This window comes from Paenibacillus sophorae (assembly GCF_018966525.1).
Taxonomy (GTDB): domain Bacteria; phylum Bacillota; class Bacilli; order Paenibacillales; family Paenibacillaceae; genus Paenibacillus_AQ; species Paenibacillus_AQ sophorae.
The window spans coordinates 355,895-376,187 of the sequence record NZ_CP076607.1 but is presented as its reverse complement, the minus strand read 5'-3'; the positions used below and the strand labels follow the sequence as shown (position 1 = coordinate 376,187).

General features: G+C 52.0%; 19 protein-coding genes and 1 pseudogene. 14 read left to right on the top strand and 6 right to left on the bottom strand.

What is annotated here, in order from left to right:
• Positions 1-51 precede the first annotated feature (51 nt).
• Together KP014_RS01660 and KP014_RS01655 are read left to right on the top strand one after the other, a co-directional pair.
• Positions 52-1,515: a CoA-acylating methylmalonate-semialdehyde dehydrogenase gene (locus tag KP014_RS01660; RefSeq protein ID WP_090833838.1), complete on the top strand. Its 1,464-nt coding sequence runs from the start codon at positions 52-54 to the stop codon at positions 1,513-1,515.
• Between the two features lie 33 nt (positions 1,516-1,548).
• On the top strand, positions 1,549-2,916 hold the full coding sequence (locus tag KP014_RS01655; protein WP_090833837.1) for an aspartate aminotransferase family protein: 1,368 nt from the start codon (positions 1,549-1,551) through the stop codon (positions 2,914-2,916).
• Here KP014_RS01655 and KP014_RS01650 read toward each other — a convergent pair.
• Positions 2,882-4,573 (bottom strand): PucR family transcriptional regulator, encoded by a 1,692-nt coding sequence (locus tag KP014_RS01650; protein WP_036589749.1) that lies wholly within the window; start codon positions 4,571-4,573, stop codon positions 2,882-2,884. The genes KP014_RS01655 and KP014_RS01650 overlap by 35 nt on opposite strands.
• 304 nt (positions 4,574-4,877) lie before the next feature.
• Here KP014_RS01650 and KP014_RS01645 point away from each other — a divergent pair, with 304 nt between their 5' ends.
• The 7 genes from KP014_RS01645 (at position 4,878) to KP014_RS01615 (ending at position 11,909) form a co-directional block, all read left to right on the top strand.
• Positions 4,878-6,269, top strand: a complete 1,392-nt coding sequence (locus KP014_RS01645; RefSeq protein ID WP_051499441.1) for an NAD(P)-dependent oxidoreductase — start codon at positions 4,878-4,880, stop codon at positions 6,267-6,269.
• A 27-nt stretch (positions 6,270-6,296) separates the two neighbouring features.
• Positions 6,297-7,592, top strand: coding sequence for an NAD-dependent dihydropyrimidine dehydrogenase subunit PreA (gene preA / locus KP014_RS01640; RefSeq protein ID WP_036589751.1), 1,296 nt, complete (start codon positions 6,297-6,299; stop codon positions 7,590-7,592).
• Entirely contained in the window at positions 7,589-9,016 is a 1,428-nt protein-coding gene (gene hydA, locus KP014_RS01635) for a dihydropyrimidinase (protein WP_036589753.1), read from the top strand. Before preA ends, hydA begins: the two co-directional genes overlap by 4 nt.
• Positions 9,016-9,237, top strand: coding sequence for a hypothetical protein (locus KP014_RS01630; protein WP_036589754.1), 222 nt, complete (start codon positions 9,016-9,018; stop codon positions 9,235-9,237). The genes hydA and KP014_RS01630 overlap by 1 nt, the downstream gene beginning before the upstream one ends.
• A gap of 222 nt (positions 9,238-9,459) precedes the next feature.
• On the top strand, positions 9,460-10,269 hold the full coding sequence (locus KP014_RS01625; RefSeq protein ID WP_090833836.1) for a methionine ABC transporter ATP-binding protein: 810 nt from the start codon (positions 9,460-9,462) through the stop codon (positions 10,267-10,269).
• On the top strand, positions 10,266-10,934 hold the full coding sequence (locus KP014_RS01620) for a methionine ABC transporter permease (protein ID WP_036592993.1): 669 nt from the start codon (positions 10,266-10,268) through the stop codon (positions 10,932-10,934). Before KP014_RS01625 ends, KP014_RS01620 begins: the two co-directional genes overlap by 4 nt.
• A 120-nt stretch (positions 10,935-11,054) precedes the next feature.
• Positions 11,055-11,909 (top strand): MetQ/NlpA family ABC transporter substrate-binding protein, encoded by an 855-nt coding sequence (locus tag KP014_RS01615; protein ID WP_036592994.1) that lies wholly within the window; start codon positions 11,055-11,057, stop codon positions 11,907-11,909.
• Between the two features lie 478 nt (positions 11,910-12,387).
• Here the strand turns inward: KP014_RS01615 and KP014_RS29470 are convergent, their stop codons facing one another.
• The 3 genes and pseudogenes from KP014_RS29470 to KP014_RS29460 form a co-directional block, all read right to left on the bottom strand.
• On the bottom strand, positions 12,388-12,771 hold the full coding sequence (locus KP014_RS29470) for a transposase (RefSeq protein ID WP_063619461.1): 384 nt from the start codon (positions 12,769-12,771) through the stop codon (positions 12,388-12,390).
• A gap of 125 nt (positions 12,772-12,896) precedes the next feature.
• Positions 12,897-13,277 carry a transposase gene (locus KP014_RS29465; protein ID WP_042208662.1) on the bottom strand — a complete coding sequence of 127 codons (381 nt, stop codon included), beginning with the start codon at positions 13,275-13,277 and terminating at the stop codon, positions 12,897-12,899.
• Positions 13,278-13,441, bottom strand: a pseudogene (locus KP014_RS29460) (IS1182 family transposase); the annotation flags it as partial. It lies immediately after the preceding gene.
• A gap of 334 nt (positions 13,442-13,775) precedes the next feature.
• On the opposite strand from KP014_RS29460, the gene KP014_RS01605 reads away from it, so the two are divergent.
• The 4 genes from KP014_RS01605 to KP014_RS01590 are packed head-to-tail and all read left to right on the top strand — an operon-like array spanning position 13,776 to position 16,197.
• The gene (locus KP014_RS01605; protein ID WP_036592995.1) at positions 13,776-13,991 is read left to right on the top strand and encodes a helix-turn-helix transcriptional regulator; all 216 of its coding nucleotides are present in this window, start codon (positions 13,776-13,778) and stop codon (positions 13,989-13,991) included.
• A 26-nt stretch (positions 13,992-14,017) separates the two neighbouring features.
• The gene (locus tag KP014_RS01600) at positions 14,018-14,293 is read left to right on the top strand and encodes a hypothetical protein (protein WP_246590618.1); all 276 of its coding nucleotides are present in this window, start codon (positions 14,018-14,020) and stop codon (positions 14,291-14,293) included.
• Positions 14,294-14,320: 27 nt separating this feature from the next.
• Positions 14,321-15,253: an ABC transporter ATP-binding protein gene (locus KP014_RS01595; RefSeq protein ID WP_233277433.1), complete on the top strand. Its 933-nt coding sequence runs from the start codon at positions 14,321-14,323 to the stop codon at positions 15,251-15,253.
• The gene (locus KP014_RS01590) at positions 15,253-16,197 is read left to right on the top strand and encodes an ABC transporter permease (protein WP_036592997.1); all 945 of its coding nucleotides are present in this window, start codon (positions 15,253-15,255) and stop codon (positions 16,195-16,197) included. The genes KP014_RS01595 and KP014_RS01590 overlap by 1 nt, the downstream gene beginning before the upstream one ends.
• 88 nt (positions 16,198-16,285) lie before the next feature.
• Here the strand turns inward: KP014_RS01590 and KP014_RS01585 are convergent, their stop codons facing one another.
• Positions 16,286-19,429, bottom strand: coding sequence for a type 2 lanthipeptide synthetase LanM family protein (locus KP014_RS01585; RefSeq protein ID WP_051499767.1), 3,144 nt, complete (start codon positions 19,427-19,429; stop codon positions 16,286-16,288).
• Between the two features lie 124 nt (positions 19,430-19,553).
• Positions 19,554-19,796: a plantaricin C family lantibiotic gene (locus KP014_RS01580; RefSeq protein WP_036592998.1), complete on the bottom strand. Its 243-nt coding sequence runs from the start codon at positions 19,794-19,796 to the stop codon at positions 19,554-19,556.
• 132 nt (positions 19,797-19,928) lie between these two features.
• Between KP014_RS01580 and KP014_RS01575 the strand changes: the two genes are divergently transcribed.
• Positions 19,929-20,150: a class II lanthipeptide, LchA2/BrtA2 family gene (locus tag KP014_RS01575; protein WP_081949670.1), complete on the top strand. Its 222-nt coding sequence runs from the start codon at positions 19,929-19,931 to the stop codon at positions 20,148-20,150.
• Positions 20,151-20,293: the final 143 nt, after the last annotated feature.

Genomic DNA, 20,293 nt, shown 5'->3' with positions numbered 1-20,293 from the left:
GCCAAAGCTCCGATTGTCGGGCGTAATTTTACGGGAAAAGAGGTGCCTTGCATGTCTCTGCTGGTCAGACAGACCGAGAAAGTGAGAAATTTTATCAACGGGCAATGGGTGGAGTCGTCCTCTGGGCGGGAGGAAGAAGTATTCAATCCCGCAACGGAAGAAGTGATCGCTTATGTGCCGCTGTCCAGTCGTGAGGAGCTGGATGCCGCGGTTGCGGCGGCAAAGGCAGCGTTTTACAGTTGGAAAAAGGTTGCTGTGCCCCGCCGGGCCCGCTATTTCTTCGAATATCAGCGGCTGCTGCTGAAGCATGCGGAAGAGCTGGCTGAACTGATCACGCTGGAGAATGGAAAGAGCCTCGAGGAAGCGCGCGGAGAAGTTCAGCGCGGCGTGGAATGCGTGGAATTTGCCGCGGGCGCTCCCACCCTGATGATGGGCAGCCAGCTTCCGGACATTGCCACGGGCATCGAGTCGGGAATGTACCGCTATCCTCTCGGTGTTGTCGGCGGGATCGCGCCGTTCAACTTCCCGATGATGGTGCCGTGCTGGATGTTCCCGCTGGCGATTGCCTGCGGCAATACGTTCGTGCTGAAGCCGTCAGAGCGGACGCCGCTTCTTGTGGGCCGTCTAGCTGAGCTGTTCGCGGAGGCGGGCTTTCCACCGGGCGTGCTGAATGTGGTGCACGGCGCGCATGAGGTCGTTAACGGAATGCTGGAGCATGAGGATATCAAGGCGATATCCTTTGTCGGCTCCCAGCCAGTCGCGGAATACGTCTACAAGAACGGAAGCGCGCATGGCAAACGGGTCCAGGCGCTGGCGGGCGCCAAGAACCATTCCATCGTTCTGCCCGATGCCGACATGGATAACGCGGTCAAGAACATTACAGCTGCCGCCTTCGGCTCGGCCGGGGAACGCTGCATGGCCTGCTCGGTCGTGGTTGCTCATGAGCAGATCGCCGACGAGCTGGTTGCGCGGCTGACGGCAGCCGCCGATAATCTCAAAATCGGCAGCGGCCTGGACGCCGGGGTGTTCCTGGGACCGGTTATCCGTCAGTCCAACAAGGAAAGAACCGTGTCGTATATTGAAACCGGGGAGCGGGAGCAGGCCACGCTTGTCCGTGACGGCAGGAAAGACGCTGCTGCCGAAGGAGCGGGTTACTTCGTCGGCCCAACGATATTCGATCATGTGAAGCCGGGGATGACGATTTGGCGGGACGAGATTTTTGCTCCGGTGCTGGCCGTCATTCGCGTAAAGGATCTGGCAGAGGCGATTTCCGTCACCAATCAGTCGCCGTTCGCCAACGGCGCCTGCATTTACACCGACAGCGCCAAGGCAATCCGCGAGTTCCGTGAAGAAATCGACGCGGGCATGCTGGGAGTCAATCTGGGCGTACCCGCGCCAATGGCTTTCTTCCCGTTCTCGGGATACAAGAAATCGTTCTACGGGGACCTGCATGCGAACGGACGCGACGGCGTAGAGTTCTATACACGCAAGAAAATGATCACAGCCCGCTACTAAAGCTGCGCGGGCCATGGAGAGGGGATAAGCGCAATGCTTAAAACGGGGATGGAGAGCGAACTTGCAATCAGCAAAGACCGGAAGTATCTGTGGCATCACATTTCGCCTTACAGTGAAGCCAATCCGCCGATGATCGCCGCGTCCGCCAGCGGGGCCTGGGTTACCGATATCGATGGAAAGAAATATCTGGACGGCATGTCGGGCCTGTGGTGCGTCAATGTGGGCTACGGCCGCAAGGAACTGGCTGAAGCCGCATATAATCAACTGCTGAGCCTGCCTTATTTTCCGCTGACGCAGAGCCATATGCCGGCTATTCTGCTGGCGGAGAAGCTGAACGAATGGCTGGGAGATGAATATGTGATCTTCTTCTCCAACAGCGGATCGGAAGCGAATGAGGCTGCCTTTAAAATGGTGCGCCAGTATCAGCAGCAGATCGGCCAGCATTACCGGCACAAGTTCATTGCCCGTTACCGGGGCTATCACGGCAACTCCTTCGGCGCCCTGTCCGCGACAGGTCAGGCTCAGCGCAAATACAAATACGAACCGCTCAGCGGGGGCTTCCTGCATGTGGCCCCGCCCGACAGCTACCGCCGTCCCGCCGGGCAGTCGGTAGAGGAATTCAACCTCTTGATGGCTCAGCAGATCGAGGACACCATTGTCTGGGAGGGTGCGGAGACGGTAGCGGCGGTCATCATGGAGCCGGTGATTACCGGCGGCGGCGTCATTGTGCCCCATCAGCTCTATATGGACCGCGTGCAGGAAATCTGCAAGAAGCACGGCGTGCTGCTCATTATCGACGAAGTCATCTGCGGCTTCGGCCGGTCGGGGCGTAAATTCGGCCACCATAACTTTGGCGTGAAGCCGGATATCGTGACGATGGCCAAAGGGCTGACCAGCGCCTATCTTCCGTTGTCAGCGACCGCCGTCCGCAAAGAAATTTACGAAGTCTTTAAGGATAACAGCGACGACTACGGCTACTTCCGCCATATCAATACGTTCGGCGGCAATCCGGCTGCCTGCGCCCTGGGACTGCGAAATCTGGAAATCATGGAGCAGGAGAACCTCGTTGAACGCGGCGATCTTCTCGGCAAGCGGCTGAGCGCCGGACTGTCCGGGCTGCTGGAGCACAAGCTGGTCGGCGACGTCCGCAGCTTCGGCCTGATCACCGGCGTCGAGCTTGTGGCGGATAAGACGACCAAGGAGCCGGCTCCGCTGGATACCGTAAAAGGCATCATCGCCGATTGCAAGGCCAAGGGTCTAATTATCGGCAAGAACGGCGACACCGTAGCGGGTTTCAACAATGTACTCACCTTTGCCCCTCCGCTTGCCTCTACCGACGAGGACATCCAGTTCATCCTGGACACGTTCACAGAGGTACTGAACGGGAACTGGGCAAAGTAAGCTTTTCTGGATACAGGAACTGATAGGCCCGCAGAGCGACTTGGATCGATATGCGGTTCTCCGGCGACATGAAGTCCTCGCCGAGCAGCTCCGTAATTTTATCCAGACGGTAATACAGCGATTGTCTGACGATGAACAGCTTCCGCGCCGCGATTTGTTTGGAGCCGTCATGATCCAGATAGACCCGCAGCGTCAGCAGCAGCTCGCTGCCCTTCTGCTGGTCATGGTCGATCAGCGGACCAAGATAGGTGCGGATAAAGTTCTGCAGCGTCTTGCCGTCGTTCAGGCTCAGCAGCAGCTGGAAGACGCCAAGCTCTTCGTAGAACAGGGTCGGCTTCTGGTGGCAGGGGTAGAGCGACAGCGCCTGCACCGCTTCCCGGTAGCCGGATGGAGCATTTTTAAGCTGGGTATGCGATTTGCCCACGCCGATGACGAGCTGAAGATCCTTCAGCTTCTCGTCGGAGCGGATATTCTGCAGGGCTTCCAGCGCCTGCTGCAGCCGGGTCCGCCCGGGCACCTTGGACTGAATGTCCAGCGCAATGACGGTTAGCCGGTTATTCTTTAGCGTGATTAACGGCCGGAGCGAATATTTCTCAAAAATGGAACGCAGGACGAGTGAAAGGTGAAACGTAATCGACTCCCATTCATTTTCCGAGCTGTTCCATTTTACGTTTCGGGGATTTTCGATCTCGATCAGGCACACGCGGTAAGCAAGCTCGTTGACAACGCCGAAATCCGGTCCGATCAGGCTCTTGAGCCGGTTCTCATCGTCAATGCGCCCGTTGATTAATTCGTCGACCCACAAGTTTTCGGAAAAAAGCTTGCGCTCCTCCATATAGCGTGTGCGCAGCAGCTCCTGAGCGATGGACAGCGAGGCAGAATCAAGCAGCAGACAGTCGAACTCCTGCGGTTTATGGGGGCATACCATCAGAATATAGGCCCAGGTCTGGTCAAGAGCGCCAACCGGCTTGAGCGCGACTGTTTTACCGCCGAATTCACGGAAGCTGGGGGCGGCGTCCGGTTGATGAATCCCGTCCATTTCCTCATAAAAGGCCGAGAAGAAGCGCAGCAGAGGCTCCTGCTCCTCCGGCGGCAGCGCGGGAAAGAACTGCGGCTTGCCTTGAAGCTGCATGTATAGAACTTGCGTGCGCGTGCTTCTGGACAGCAGCTGCAGCACCTTTACCGTTCCCTGAGAGGTCAGCGTCAGCCTGTGGAATTCGCGGGAGATGCTCTCCAGCTCCCCGAGCATGCGGTGATGGCGGTTGATAATAAGCGAATGCAGATCGAGTGTGATATCGACGAACCGAACCGTGCGGTTAAACACAATAAGCGAAAAATCATGTTGATCCGCCAGGGAGACCAGTTCTTCAGGCACGGCGCTGAAATAAGTCCCCAGCTCGATGCACAGGCAAGCGGCGTTTTTTTGGATCAGGTATTCCAGAAATTCAAGAGAGGTGGGGAGATCGGCGCTCATCCCGATGCCTGTTGTGAGTATCATTTCCTGTCCGTGAATGAGGCTCTCGAAGCTTGCGCTTTCCAGCACATGAACCCAGCGGATCGCCCGGTCCAGGCCCGAACTTCCTCCGACGACTTTGGCGTCGGCAAACAGCGGTCTTTTCAGCGCTTCACGAATCGTAAACACAAGTTCCCAGTCCATACTCATCCTCCTCGTCCTGGCAGATGCCGTATATTTTTTTGTACCGCAGTCTATTCTCAATCTATTCTCTCACGTAAAAAATACACTTTTGAAATTAGACATTATGTCTAATGTAACGAAAAAATGAATTGACTATAGTGTGAATATAAATGTTAGAATAACTAACCTAAATAGGCAGAGATAAGCTTGTTTTAAAAGGGATACAGCTTATTGTACTATATAAATCTGTCAAAGTAAGTAGAATTATAAGGCAAAAATCGTAATTGTGTTATATTATGTAACATACACCTGGGAGGGATAACTGATGGAACACGCTTCTCCGTTGACCGCATTTTCACCTGACATGTTCATGAGAAATTTTGCCGAGGCCGAACCGGGGCTCACCCGCAAGGGCGCGGCCGAAGAATCCAACCGCTGTCTTTACTGCTATGACGCTCCTTGTATTAAGGCTTGCCCGACGGGCATTAACATTCCCTCCTTTATTAAGCGTATTGCAACGGACAACCTGCGGGGCGCCGCGCATACAATAATGGAGTCCAACCCGGTAGGCGCAAGCTGCTCTCGCGTCTGCCCGACCGAAGAGCTGTGCGAAGGAGCCTGCGTGCTGAACGACGCTTCCGAGCCGATCCAGATCGGTCTGCTCCAGCGCTATGCGACGGATTGGGCGATGAATAACGGCGCGGAGCTGTTCAAGGCGGGGACTCCCAAGGGGAAAAAGGCTGCCGTGATCGGCGGCGGGCCGGCCGGATTGTCGGCTGCCAGAGAGCTGGCCCGCGAAGGCTTCTCCGTCGTGATCTACGAAGCAAGGGAGCAAGCGGGCGGACTTGATACACACGGCATCGTGTCCTTCCGTCTGCCGCAGTCCATCTCCCTGTGGGAAGTGGAGCAGGTCGAAAAGCTTGGCGTGGACATCCGCACAGGGGTAAAGGTTGGGACGGATGTAACGGTGGATGAGCTGAAGGAGGAATATGACGCCATCGTGCTTGCCGCCGGTATGGGCTATGTGCCCGACCTCGGCATCCCGGGCGAGGAACTGGACGGCGTGTATGACGCGATCAAGCTGGTGGAATCGACGAAGACGGGTGTCTCGAATGTACAGCTGATGGGACAGCGCGTTGCCATTATCGGCGCGGGCAACACGGCGATCGACGCCGCAACCTGCTCTGTGCGGCTCGGAGCGTCCAATGTGAAGATGGTCTACCGCCGCACCCGCGAGGAGATGACGGCCTACGACTTCGAGTATGAATTTGCCAAGCAGGAAGGCGTCGAGTTTAGCTGGCTGACGCTGCCTAAGCGAATTGTCGGCGACGAGCTCGGCAAGGTGACCGGCCTGGAATGTGTAACCATGAAGCTGAGCGGCGAGGCCGGCAGCGACGGCAGACTTAAGCCGGTGCCGGTGGAAGGCTCCGAATTTATTATGCCGGTTGAAGCTGTCGTGCTGGCCATCGGGCAGAAGCGCCATACCGGCCTGATCGAGCATCTCGGCCTTGAGCATGAATGGGGCGTCGTGAAGATCGACGAGGAGACCCACCAGACTTCCGATCCGCAAATTTATGCGGTGGGTGACATCGTCTTTGGCTTCGGCAAAGGAGAAGCGATGGTCGTATCGGCGGCCCAGCAGGGCAAAATCGCCGCTCACGCGATTGTTAAGCAATTTACGCCGCAGCAGGACAGCGTTGTCGGCTCTGCGGTATAAAAATATTTTTCAGGGAGGGAATTATCAATGGCAGATTTGAGCATTAATCTCGCAGGGATCAAGTCGCCCAATCCGTTCTGGCTGGCCTCCGCGCCGCCTACCAATACAGGCTATCAAGTGCAGCGCGCTTTTGAAGCGGGATGGGGCGGCGCCGTATGGAAGACGCTTGGCGATCCGATTATCAACACCTCGGCGCGCTTTGCCGCCGTCAATTTCAACGGTCAGCGCGTAGCCGGCTTCAACAATATCGAGCTGATTACAGACCGTCCGCTGGAGGTCAACCTGAAGGAAATCTACGAGACAAAGAAGCGCTTCCCGAATCATGCCGTGGTCGCCTCCCTGATGGTTGAACCCAAACAGGAGAAGTGGCATGAAATCGTCAAAAGAGTCGAGGATGTCGGCGTAGACGGTCTGGAGCTGAACTTCGGCTGTCCGCATGGGATGGCGGAGCGCGGCATGGGCGCCGCATCCGGGCAGCAGCCCGATCTGGTAGAAGCTCAGACGTACTGGGTCAAGGAAGTGGCGACAACACCCGTCATCGTCAAGCTGACTCCCAATATTACCGACATTACGGTAACGGCCCGCCACGCCGTCAAGGGAGGCGCCGACGCGATCAGTCTGATCAACACGATCAACAGTCTCGCGGGAGTGGACATTCATACCTGGAACACGATTCCCCATATTGGCGGCAAGGGCGCCCACGGCGGCTACTGCGGCCCGGCTGTCAAGCCGATTGCGCTCAACATGGTTGCCGAATGCGCCCGCCACCCGGAGGTCACCGTTCCGATCTCCGGCATCGGCGGCATCTCCACCTGGCAGGATGTCGTTGAATTTATGCTGATGGGCTCAACCGCCATTCAGGTGTGTACGGCGGCTATGCATCACGGCTTCCGGATCGTGGAGGAGATGATCGACGGCCTGAACAATTACTTGGATGAGAAGGGCCTCGCATCCGTGACTGAACTGACCGGTAAATCGGTGTCCAAATACTCGAACTGGGGCGACCTCAACCTCAACTACAAAGTGGTGGCCCGGATCAACGAGGAGAACTGCATCAACTGCAACAAATGCCATATTGCCTGCGAGGACACTTCGCATCAATGCATCGATATGCTGACGAATGCGGAGGGCAAAGCGATTCTGAAGGTGCGCGAAGAAGACTGCGTTGGCTGCAATCTGTGCTCGATCGTCTGCCCTGCGGAGGGCGCTATCGACATGGTGGAAATCGACAGCGGCCTTCCGCCGATGACCTGGAACGAGCGCCAGCGCGTCGTCGGCAGCCTAAGCGGTTCTTATTCCAAAGCGGAGGTGGTTTTAGAATGAAGAAGATCATCAAGAACGGCACGATTGTAACGGCGGCGGATACGTTTACCGGAGATGTCGCCATCGAGAACGGAATTATCACGGAAATCGGCCTTAACCTGAATGCGGACGGGGCCGAGATCGTCGACGCTTCCGGCCGCTACGTCTTCCCGGGAGGCGTTGACCCGCATACGCATCTGGATATGCCGTTTGGCGGAACCGTGACAGCCGACGACTTCGAGACGGGCACCATCGCCGCCGCCTATGGCGGAACGACGACAGTGATCGACTTCTGCCTGACGAGCAAGGGGCTGCCTCTTCAGCAGGCGGTGAACACCTGGCATGAGAAATCGCAGGACAAAGCCGTCATCGACTACAGTTTCCACCTTATGGTGTCCGAGCTGAACGACAAGGTGCTTGCGGAGCTGCCGCAAATTATCGAGAACGAAGGCATCACCTCCCTTAAAGTGTTCATGGCTTACAAAAATGTGCTCCAGGCCGACGACGGCACACTCTTTAAGACGCTTCAGGCCGCCAAAAAAGAAGGCGCGCTCGTGATGGTCCACGCCGAGAACGGCGATGTGATCGACTATCTCGTGACCAAAGCGCTGGCCGAGGGCAACACCGATCCGATCTATCATGCGCTGACCCGGCCTCCGGAGCTTGAAGGTGAAGCCACGGGCCGCGCCGCCTATCTAACCGAGCTGACCGATTCGCAGCTGTATGTGGTGCATGTGACCTGCGCCGAGGCGGCGTGGAAGATCGAGGAGGCCCGTAAGAAGGGGCTGCGCGTCTACGGCGAAACCTGCCCGCAGTATCTGGTGCTTGACCAGACGGCGCTTGAGAAGCCGAACTTTGAAGGCGCCAAATACGTATGGTCCCCGCCGCTGCGCGAGCAGTGGAACCAGGACGTGCTGTGGAAATCCTTGTGGAACGGCAGTCTGCAGACGATCGGCTCCGACCAGTGCTCCTTTAACTTCAAGGGCCAGAAGGAACTGGGCCTTGGCGATTTCTCGAAAATTCCGAACGGCGGGCCGACGATTGAAGACCGGTTCACCATTTTGTACTCCGAAGGGGTGGAAAAAGGCCGCATCTCGCTGAATAAATTCGTCGATATAATCTCCACCTCCAGCGCCAAGCTGTTCGGCCTGTTTCCGCAAAAAGGGACGATCGCTGTCGGAAGCGACGCCGACATCGTCATCTTCGACCCTGCCGTGCAGCGGACCCTTTCCGCCGAAACCCATCATATGAACGTCGATTACAACGCGTTTGAGGGCTTCGAGGTCAAGGGAGAACCGGTCTCCGTGCTCAGCCGCGGCGAGTTCGTCATCCGCGACAAGAAGTTTGTCGGCAAGGCGGGTGCCGGCAAGTATTTGCACCGCAAACGGTTCGGGACCGCTCCGGCGCTTCCGGCCAAAGCCGAGGTTAGCGGAGGTGTAGTTTAATGTCCGCATATGATGATTTTGCCAAGGAGAAGCAGGAGATTGACGATTTGCTGCTTCAGGGCTATGCCGTTACCGGCATGCTGGAAACCTTGGACGGAGCCAAAGTGAAATTTGATCAAGGGGAGCCGGGCAAAGGGAGTGTAGAGCTGCTTCTTCTGACGGCGGACGCCCGCAAATATGTGACGACGCTTGTTTTTGCAGGCATGCAAAAGGTACAGTAGACGTTTTGCTAAATTAAGAAAGCGTACGCCGGGAACTTGGGCGTACGCTTTTTTAGATTGACATCATGTAACGATTATTCTATATTATTAATTAACAATTAATCGCATTGAATTAATAGGAATTATTGATTGACCAGATAGCTGGAAATCAAGCCAAAGTGACGCCGCCCAGGCGAAGTGGCTTGATTTTTTTTATTTCCTGGAAAGAAGGTTGGTTCAAGCATGATAACCGTCACGAATCTGAACAAGAGCTACCGGACGCGCAGCGGGACGGTTTCGGCGCTTTCGGATATTAATCTGCATATTGAAAAAGGCGAAATATTCGGCATTATCGGCTTCAGCGGCGCTGGTAAATCCACGCTAATCCGCTGTCTGAACCGGCTCGAGGAGCCGGATTCGGGCAGCATTCAAATTGGCGAGACGATCATTACCGATCTGAAGGAGCGCGAGCTGCGGCTGGCCCGCCGTAAAATCGGGATGATTTTTCAACAGTTCAATCTGTTTGATTCCAAAACGGTCTTTGGAAACGTCGCTTTTCCACTGAAGGCCGCAGGTTACAAGAAGCCCGAGATTGAGCGGCGGGTGGGCGAAATTCTCGACCTGGTCGAGCTTGGCGGCAAGGCCGGAAGCTACCCTTCCGAGCTGAGCGGCGGACAGAAGCAGAGGGTAGGCATAGCAAGGGCGCTCGCCGGCGAACCGGATGTGCTGCTGTCGGATGAGGCGACATCGGCGCTTGATCCGCAGACGACCCATTCCATCCTGGAGCTGCTGGCGGATATTAACCGCAGGCTGGGCCTTACCGTTGTGTTGATCACGCATGAGATGGATGTTCTGCGCCATATTTGCGGCAATGCCGCCGTAATTGAGGCGGGCCGTATCGTTGAGAACGCTCCGGTCCGGCAATTATTCCATAACCCGCAAAGCGATACGGCCAAGCGGTTCGCCGGAATCTACGACTTCTACAACAATACCGGGAATAGCGGACAGCTCGAAGTTCCGAAGCCGGAGCAAAGAGAGGCTGTGCTGCGATGAGAGAAGATGTAGTCGATTTGCTGTGGGAAGGGCTGCGGCAGACGCTGTACATGGTAGCATGGTCGTCGGTCTTTGCGCTGCTCCTGGGCACGCTGCTCGGGATTACACTGGTAGTTACGGATAAGGGCGGGATTCTTGCCGCTCCCGGAGTGAACAAGGTGATCAGCACCGCAATTAACGGCGTACGTTCCATTCCGTTCATTATCCTGATTGTGCTGCTGCTGCCATTATCCCGGCTGATTGTGGGTACTACGCTCGGTCCGACGGCGGCGATCGTCTCTTTATCTATCGGTGCGGCTCCGTTTCTCGGGCGAATCATCGAGAATGCCCTTCGCGAAGTGGGAGACGGCAAGATCGAAGCAGCCAAATCAGTAGGCGCTGGACCGTTCACGATAATCCTGCAGGTGCTTATACCTGAGGCCTTGCCCGCTCTGGTCCGGGGAATGACGATTGCCGTTATCTCCATCACCGAATTCACGGCGGTAGCAGGCGCCATCGGCGCGGGAGGACTGGGGAGCTTGGCCATCCGCTTTGGCTATCAGCGGTTCCGCACCGATATTTTGCTTGGGACGGTCCTTCTCATCATTCTGATCGTCCAGATTCTGCAGTGGTCCGGCGACTATATCGCCCGTTCCATTGACCGGCGGCGCTTTAAGAACGGGTAGAGCGGCTATACGCCGCCGGGACTACGGTTCCGCGTGTTTAGACGAGGCGCTTAGAGCCTTTGATGATTCACAGGTTGTACATTCTTTTACATACATTTTTCAGAGAAAGCAGGGATTGGGATGGCGAGAAAAAGAAGCTTATGGTTTGCGGCGGTTATTGTGGCGACAGGAATCTTGGCCGGCTGCGGATCGCAGAACGGAAACGGGGAGGAGGCTGCTCCGCAGACCAGCGCGGCTGCTAGCGAAGCGCCTAAGGAAGTTACAATTAAGGTCGGGGCGTCGGCTGTGCCGCATGCCGAGATTTTGGAATTCATCAAGCCGAAGCTGAAGGAAGAAGGAGTTAATCTGGAGGTTGTTACGCTGGATGATGACGGACAGCTTAATCCTGCGCTGCAGGAGAAGCAGATCGACGCTAACTACTTCCAGCACGTCCCTTATCTGGATTCCGTCAAAGGAGAGAAGGGCTATGATTTCGTAGTTACCGCCAAGGTGCATGTCGAACCGATTGGCTTCTACTCTGAGAAGCTGAAGAGCAAGGACGAAATCTCGCATGGTGCGAAAATCGGCATCCCGAACAATCCCTCTAACGAATACCGGGCGCTTGTGCTGCTTCAGCAGCAGGGGCTGATCAAGCTGAAGGACGGTCTGACGACTTACGAAGCGACCCCTAAAGATATCGTGGATAACCCGCATAACCTGGAGTTCGTCGAAGCGGATGCTGCCACGCTGCCGCGTTCGCTGCCCGATCTGGATGGAGCAATTATTAATACTAACCTCGTCCTCGATGCGAAGATCGATCCCAAGACGGCGCTGTTCCGCGAAGACGCGAATTCGCCTTACGCCAACGTAGTGGTGGTCCGCAAAGGCGATGAGAACCGCGAGGAAATCAAGAAGCTGGATGAAGCCCTGACAAGTCCGGAGGTCAAAAAATTCATCGAGGATAAATACGGCGTAGCCGTCGTGCCTGCATTTTAGAGTTCGTCAATGAAACTTAAGTACAATCCATTTTTGAGGCTGTCCCAAAAGTAGGTTTCTACAATCTTATGGGGCTCCTCACATATGCAAAAACAAACAAACCGGCCGGTCAAGGGGGTTCATCCTTGGCCGGCCGGTTTCATTTTGGTCTACCGCATGTTTCCTCAGCAAATTATGGGCTTGCGAAAGCCGCCTGACCTCCAGGCTTACTTTCGCAAGCCCTCGAAGAAGGAACCGCCGGAATCCCCGGTTGTTCTTCATTTACCCAAATACTCTTTCCACTTCCGCCATTCGCCGGGCGGAAAGAGCCCGGCCTTCCTCACTCCGCAGCTTCTCCCGCGCCTGCTCCTTGTACCGCAGGTACGCCATGCTCACTCGAATTTCCTGGTTGCCTTTCGCCTAGGTACAGCCACTCTTTAGGGACAACCTTCACAGTTTTCACTCCGGTATACTCGCAGCTTCACTTCATAACCGCTGTCTAACTTGCTCCGGCTTTCCCGCACAAAATCCAGCTTTCGCCCATTTCGGCAAATCCACTGGTCGTTCTATTCTTCATATGTCCAGTTCTCCAACTTCCCGGGATCGGTTTTCCAGGACTTGTTCGTTTCCCGGTGGAACGTATTGTATTTACCAGCGCTTCGCAATTTTCCTCTTCGAGATAGGCGTAATTCTCCTCTCCGCCGTAGCCCGCATCAGCAACGACGGTTTTCGGCAGTTGGCCCAGCCTCTTCTGCAGTTGCTTCAAGTGTGGAATCAGGCAGCGGGTATCGGTCGGTCGCTGGTGCACGCTGTAGCCCACAATGAACTGGTTTTCCGTTCCCGCCTGTACATTGTATCCTGGCTTCAACTGACCGTTCTTCATGTGGTCTTCCTTCATCCGCATAAACGTGGCGTCCGGGTCGGTTTTGCTGTAGCTGTTTCGCTCTTGCCGCTCGTAGCGCTACATGCGCGGCAGGTAATCCCGCTTCAGCAAGCGGACTGCTTTCTTTAGCGGCTTATCCTAGGGCCTGTTCCGACGCTTCGTTGCTTAGTGAAGCGGATTCCCCCAAGCTCCGCCAAATCTGCACCTTCATGGGCTAGATTTTCTTGCTGTTCCTGCTCTTCAATCGTCTGGAACAGTACCCGCACCTTTTCCTGCAGCTTCATTTTGTACCGAACCACCACTTTGCGCCAGACAAACGTATACCGATTCGCATTCGCCTCGATCTTGGTGCCGTCCACAAAATAGTAATCCACTTTGACGTAGCCGCCTTGGATTATGAGTTCCAGCAGGGCGGTAAACAGGGACTCCAGCACGTCTTTCATCCGCTTGCTGCGGAACCGGTTAATGGTGCGGAAGTCCGGGTGCTGGCATCCGGCCAGCCACATGAACGGGATGGTTTCCCGCACAGCCTTGGTGATTTGACGGGAAGAGTAGATCCGCTGATGTAGGCGTAGAGGATGATTTTGGTGAGCATTTTGGGGTGGTAGCTGTGCCTTCCGGCGCCCGGATGAGCAGCCGCAAAGATCTTATCGCAGGTGCGGTTCACCATGTCGTTTACGACACGAACGAAGTGGTTTGGAGGAAAGTCCTCCTCCAGGTCCATTGGCAGATGAAGTTGATCCATGCTATCGTGAATGTACAAAAGAAGCCCTCCTTTGGAATGGTTACTCGACACTTCCATTTTACTAAGGAACGGCTTCTTTTTGTTTTACAAAATGGAAACAAGGGCGATCCCAAAAGTCATTTAGGATGACTTTTGGGACAGCCTCTTCTTTTTTGTTTTCAGCAATTACACTAATGGAAGAAATGTAAAGTCATCTTTACATTTGATAAAATTGGTAGTATGATACAAAAAACATTATTTTTTTTAAGGAATGGTAAATATGGGAGACGGTGATTCGTGTCTTAAACACCACATTCTTGAACTGCGAACGGAGAGGGGCTGGACTCAACAGCAACTGGCGGATGCCTTGCAAGTCAGCCGTCAGACGGTGATCTCCATCGAAAGGAACAAGTATATGCCGTCTTTGAAACTGGCTTTTCGCATCGCGGAGGTTTTCCAAAAGAGTATATATGAGGTGTTCGATTATGAAAGGTAGGAAAGTATATGAACTCTCTCACATTGATGAATTCGATCTTTGCGGTATTGGGATTCCTGGCATTCGTTAGTATTATGATTCTCAGCATTGCCGGAGTCAGGGATGAGCGCGGTCTTTATATTTTCAACAAGTTTTTTAAGTATATGTTTTTTCTCCTGAGTGCAAGCTTCTCGCTTGTCATTCTGATTAGTTCTTGGGTGGACATGGGTTACGAATTGTACAGAAATATGGTCACACTGTTATTTTCGTTGTCTTTTGTGATTGGCTTCTTCATTTGGATCGGTCTGTGGAAACGCAATTAATTGACAGGAGCGGACGGTTGTTCGCGGTTGGGAGGAATCAAATTGGACTTTTTATCAATAAACCAAGTCTCTAAAAGAATCGGTGGCAAGAATATTATCAAGAATGTTAGTTTATCGGTTCCCAAAGGGAAAATATTCGGACTACTTGGGCCGAACGGGGCTGGGAAAACAACCTTGATCAAGATGATGGTGGGCATAATGAAGATGTCTTCAGGCGATATTCGTATCGGTGGCAGCTCCATTCAATCCGAATTCAAGGATGCAATCCGGAAGGTAGGCGCAGTGATTGAGAACCCCTCTTTTTATGGGGAGATGACAGGGTTTCAGAATTTGCGTTATATCTCGGCCTTTCATATGAAACCAAACAAGGTGAATATTGAACGCCAGCTTGAAGCTTTTGGACTAAGCGATAGCGCGAACAAGAGAGTCAAGAAATATTCGCTTGGAATGAAGCAGCGTCTCGGTCTCGCCGTTTCGCTGCTGCATAATCCCGACCTGGTTATTTTGGATGAACCAACCAATGGCATGGACCCTCAGGGAATCATTGATTTAAGACGAATCCTACGGGGACTTGCCGAAAAGCACGAGAAGACGGTTTTCCTCTCAAGTCATTTGCTTTCCGAGGTAGAGTTATTATGCGATTATTACGGCGTGATGAACGATGGAGAACTGTTGGAAATTAAAGAGAATGGAAGAGCGGCAAATGAATTTCGGTATACTCTTTCGTTTGATTCCACGTGCATAAAGCGAGCAATGCAGCTGCTCACAGAGGCTGGATATCAGGTGAAGCGTAATGAAGCGGCGTATGAATTAAGTTTTGTACTGCCTGAAGAGAAAATAATGATCGTGATCAACATGCTGAATCATCATCAGATCGAAGTATTGAATATGAAGCAGGCCAGATGGACACTGGAAGAAGATTTCATAGCATTACTGAACGCAAATAAGGGGGCAAGCTAATGCGACTATTGGGTAATGAACTGTACCGGTTCTATAAAAATCGCAACACATGGCTTATTACATTGCTACTGTTTTTCATCACCGTGGCTTATACTCTCTTGGTTAGCTTTAGCAGGCCGAACACTCTCGCGGACAGCGGGAACTGGAGATCCGGCGTTGAGAATCAGATTCAAGAGGATAAGAAACAGATGGCAGCCTTGTCGCCGTCCATGCCCATGCACCGATTTCTGTCCGAACAGCTTGTCGTGAACCAGTACCGGCTTGACCATGATCTTCCGCCTACTTCTAAATATGACGCATTGACACTGATTAATGAATTAAGACCGGTGACTACGTTGATTACGCTGGTAGCGATTGTTCTTGCCGCCAATGCGATAGCGGCCGAGCACGCTAAGGGAACCATCAAATTTGTCATTACTTCGCCGATACGTAGAGGGACTTATCTGCTACTGAAATATGCCTCAGTTGTAATAAATATTCTGCTACTGTTCATGGCATTTATGATGCTGGCTTCATTGTTGGGCTATGTGTGGTTGGGTACAGGCGGAAGCAATTATTATTTGGCCTATCAAAATGGGGCGATCGTGAAGATGTCGATGATGACCTACCTATGCCTGAAATATTTAGCGACCCTTGCCAATATTGTCATGGTGGCTACTCTGGCCTTTGCCGTATCGGTATTATTTAGAAACGCGATACTTGCGGTAGGTGTCTCCTTGCTGTTGTATTTCACCGGAACAACGATGACGCAATTTTTTGCCATGAAATTTGGCTGGATCAAGTACCTGATTTTTGCGAATTACGACCTATCCGCTTATTTGGACGGCAGGCCGGTAGTTGAGAGTATGACCCTTTCCTTTTCGCTAACGATGATGGCTGTCTACTTTGTAGCCTTTCTGAGCATTTCCTATGTGACCTTTACCAGAAGGGATATTACGACTTAAGACCGGTAGATTTACGGTGAAAAACGCGAAGCGGGCATCATAAGGCTGATGGGCGCTTCGCGTTAAGCTTCACTTATACACAAGGACATTAAGATCTGACTGGCGGGGACAGATGAAGAATTTGCGGCAGGTTACCGGGCAGGGCTTGCTGAAGCAACCCAAAGCCCACGCCGCTCCATCCGAGCATCAAGCCGACCGCCTCCACTCCGCGGGATACGCCTCCGGTCATGCCATGCTTGTTGTAGTATTCGAATAGCCGTCCGGACAGGTCGGATGTAACGGCCTGTATATCGGAGGATTGGCTGGAAAAATTGCTTAGAATTTCGAGCTGCCCGAAGTCTCCGTGGCAGAAGGAACGGTTATTGTCCAGACCCAGCTTGATTGTGGTCTCAAGTCCGGCATCAATCTCAGATTCTAGATCATTGTCGTGATAGCCGCTTTCCTGCAAGATATGACGGGAGAGCAGTATACCGGGAGCGCCGTGGCACCAGGCAACGGAAAGCTGATCCCTTCCAATGGATTTCCAGTTCTTCTCCTTGGAAACGTACATACTTCTCTCAAATAACAGGCCCTCATGAATCGTGCGTTTGATAGAACCGGCATCCATCACTTTATTGAACTTAGCGAGTGCCGCTAGAATACCTGATGAGCCATGTGCAAAGCCGGTATAGAACTTCTGGTGATACGGATCGCGCCAGGCGATACCGGTGGACATGGCCGTGGCGTTGCGCTGCAAATGCTGCACACATCTCTCGGCCAGCACAAGTAGTTCCTTCTCTTGCTGCTGCTCATATAGGGATAAGAACACCATTAATGCTCCCGCCGATCCGCTGGTGACATCGAATTGTTCGTCCTTTTCGATCAGCTCTTCAAGCAGCGGTAGAAATTGCAGCACGGCTTGGAACCATTCGGGACGATGCAGATTGACCGAGGCATGCTGAAGGAAATAGAGGTAGCTTGAAATTCCCGTAAATCCGCCTACTTCCATATAAGGAGTCCAGTCCATATCCTGCTTTTGCAGCTCGTTTAACGAATCTATAACTGTATTGACACACCGTATGGTTACTTCCTGGAAAACGTTATGTTCAGGGAAAATTTTCCCTAAATAACTAAGATAAAAACCGATTCCGGCCACTCCGTTGTAAAAGTCTAGGTTAACAGGCGATATAGTCCAGGATACTTCATCGATGCCTTTAATCATCGTGCTAATCCAGCTTATATCTTCACTACCTTCGGCGGTAATGCGCTGATCCAATACGTATTCGCCCACCCGTTTGGAGCAGTTCAGAATATCGGTGACGGTTACCGCTTCAAGCGAAATATTCCCAGTCTCTTTACTTAAGATCAGCGTGTCCTTGTGATGCTTAGCGTTAAAGGAGGCCAATATAGACATCCGAATGACATGTAGCTGTTCGCCCAGATCAGTGTCCGATAAGGAATCAATTTTTTCCCTAACCCGGGTCAGGGCTGCCTTCTCAAAATATTCGGCGACAAACGTTTGGTTCGCTGCTTCCAAATGTGTGGTGGCGGGCGATGAGAGGAAATAGGGAATATCTCCATTCAAAAGATCGAGCAACTCGCTTCTCGCGACATCATAGTTCGTGTCTTCATTAATGAATTTCTCCAGCCTGCACAAGAATACTTCCCGGTCAACGGCATCCCGAAGGAAATCTGGATGGTAGCTTCGTTGCAGTAGCTGGGCATAGACGGCTGTTGGCCGAATAATCGTCCGTACAGGACATGTCTCAAAAATCGTCAAGAGAGCAAGGTAAGATGTTTTGTTCGTTTGAATGAGTTGGTATACCTGCCTGAATCCATCCACAATGAAATTCAAATATTCCAAAATTTCGACAGGCTCGCCGTTAAGCTTCGGTACATTCTGCGCCTCTTGAATCTGGAAGGAGTCTTTGGCCAGGTGCATGTCATCACGAAAAGATTGTTTGATCTGATAAGCCTTAAACGGCGCTTCCTGAGCCTCCTTGCCGCTAAGACCGCTTAGGTCCAATACTCGGTTGCTGTCTTTTTTTTCATAATAGGAATTGAACGGAAGAATGCCAGTCGAGTTAACCGAACGCGTTAGTATGTAGCGGGCTTTAGAAATTGCGGTGTCCATGGAAACTTCATTTTGTTTAGACTGATGGAATATAGACTCCAGGTCAATCAGAATCGGATGATCCTTGCAGGCAATGATGTTCTCATGATGGAAATCTACGGCATCAATACTGTACAAAATGGCCAGTATTTGACCCAGCCGTATGTAATAATCGTTCAATTGCTCCAGTTGATCACATTCCCGGTATACGACAAAATTGGACCAGCCGTAGGTTCCGCAATTCAGAATCGTATATGTGGCCAATTTTCTCGGCGGCTGTCTGAGGTTGACCCAGCTCAAGATCTGTTGGAACTTGATATCCACCTCATGGCTTCGAGGTTTATAGACAACTCTTCCGTTCGCAAAGGTGATAATAGCGACCATTTTTCCTTTATCATGGGAGTCGCCAAGGCCGAGATCCAGATCGATTATATCCCCGCTGACGCCGAACTGCTGGCTAATTTGTTCAGCATCATTTGATAGGCGGTGCAGTAATTCGGCAACATTTTGTACCCAATAGGCGGTTTTCGTACACATGAGCCGGAGCAGAACCGGGTATTCATCAAAAAAGGAATGGATATAGGAGATATCATTCAGGAAAAGACGGTTGAAGCTGTGGTATCTTTCTTCTGGACTACCACCGGTCAACTGCTCTTGAACCCGTAACACGTTCAATTCAAGAATAAGGGTCTGATAGCCGATTTCCAGAAGTGTTTTTTTCAGGTGATACAAGGTTTTGTCCTTAATTGAAGCAGGTAAAGCTAGCTTGTGGGAAGCAAGCTCCAAATCGGCCACATACGCAAAGCGCATCAGAAGGGTATCAAAGAAAAGGGGATTTTGTATTGTGTTATCCGTCGTAAAGCCGGATTCGCTGTAAGTGGCAAAGAAAAGGTACTTTATATTCAGCCAATGATCATGATCGTATGAACTACTGGTATTTAATTCGATAGAAGCAGATAAAGAGGATTTAGCAATTGATTCCACATCGTCATTTGTAAAGATGGAAATCGATTTGTTAAGCCAATCTTGGTCATCGTTAAACAAAGTACGCCAATAAGAGGTTTTTTCCTGTACCTCCGCATTGCTGGCCGCATCCGTAACGAGTTCTCTTTCACTGTAGACATAATATTTATTGTTCATGGTCGGCACACACCTACTAAGGTATTTGTAGTGAATTAGTTATAGCAATATACATTCCTAAGGCGAATAGGTAAAGCGGGCGAGGGAAATAAGGTCCCCGCCCGCGGTTTGTAGCCTTGCTTTTTTAGTTGCAGCTAGGCATACATTCTTTGGTGGCTGTACAAACCCAACCATTGTTGCCCAGTGTCATGCTGATCAAGATGCTTGTGCTTGTAGTCAAAGTGTTGGTGTCAAAACCACCAGTAAAATCCTGCAAGTCTTCTTCTTTCAGTTCCGCTAATACATCACCGGAAGGATGATGGATAGCACCAAGGCCTTTTCTCGCCATCGGGTTTTTCCATGCTGTTACCAATGCTTTGTCGTACATAGTAATCGCTCCTTTTCCTTTAATTGAAAAAATTAGTAGACTTGGAATTCCAGACATAGTATATTTTATTCCATAAAGGGTAGTCAACCCCTAATTCTTACATATATTTTAAATTACAATTTTGAAAGGATGATGATTTCTATGAAAAATTCGAAGATCCGTAATGAGTTTCTGAAAACTAGTAAAACTGTAGGTGTAGTTACAGAGGAAGAATTGAAAATGCTCACTGGGGGAGCAGGCGATGTAAATCCGGAAACTACTATACTGACTACATCTTCATGGACTTGTATTACAGCGGGAGTAACGGTGTCGGCAAGCCTTTGCCCAACTACCAAATGCACTAGCCAATGCTAATTTAACTTCTGTTATAGTGTAAACCTGACCTAAGTGGCTATCCTTTTTTTGTAAGAATAAGGGAGAAGGAAAAATGAAGAGACCTGCGGGCAGAGGGTTAACACTAACCCCATCTGCTCGCGTATTATGTTGCATCAAACTTG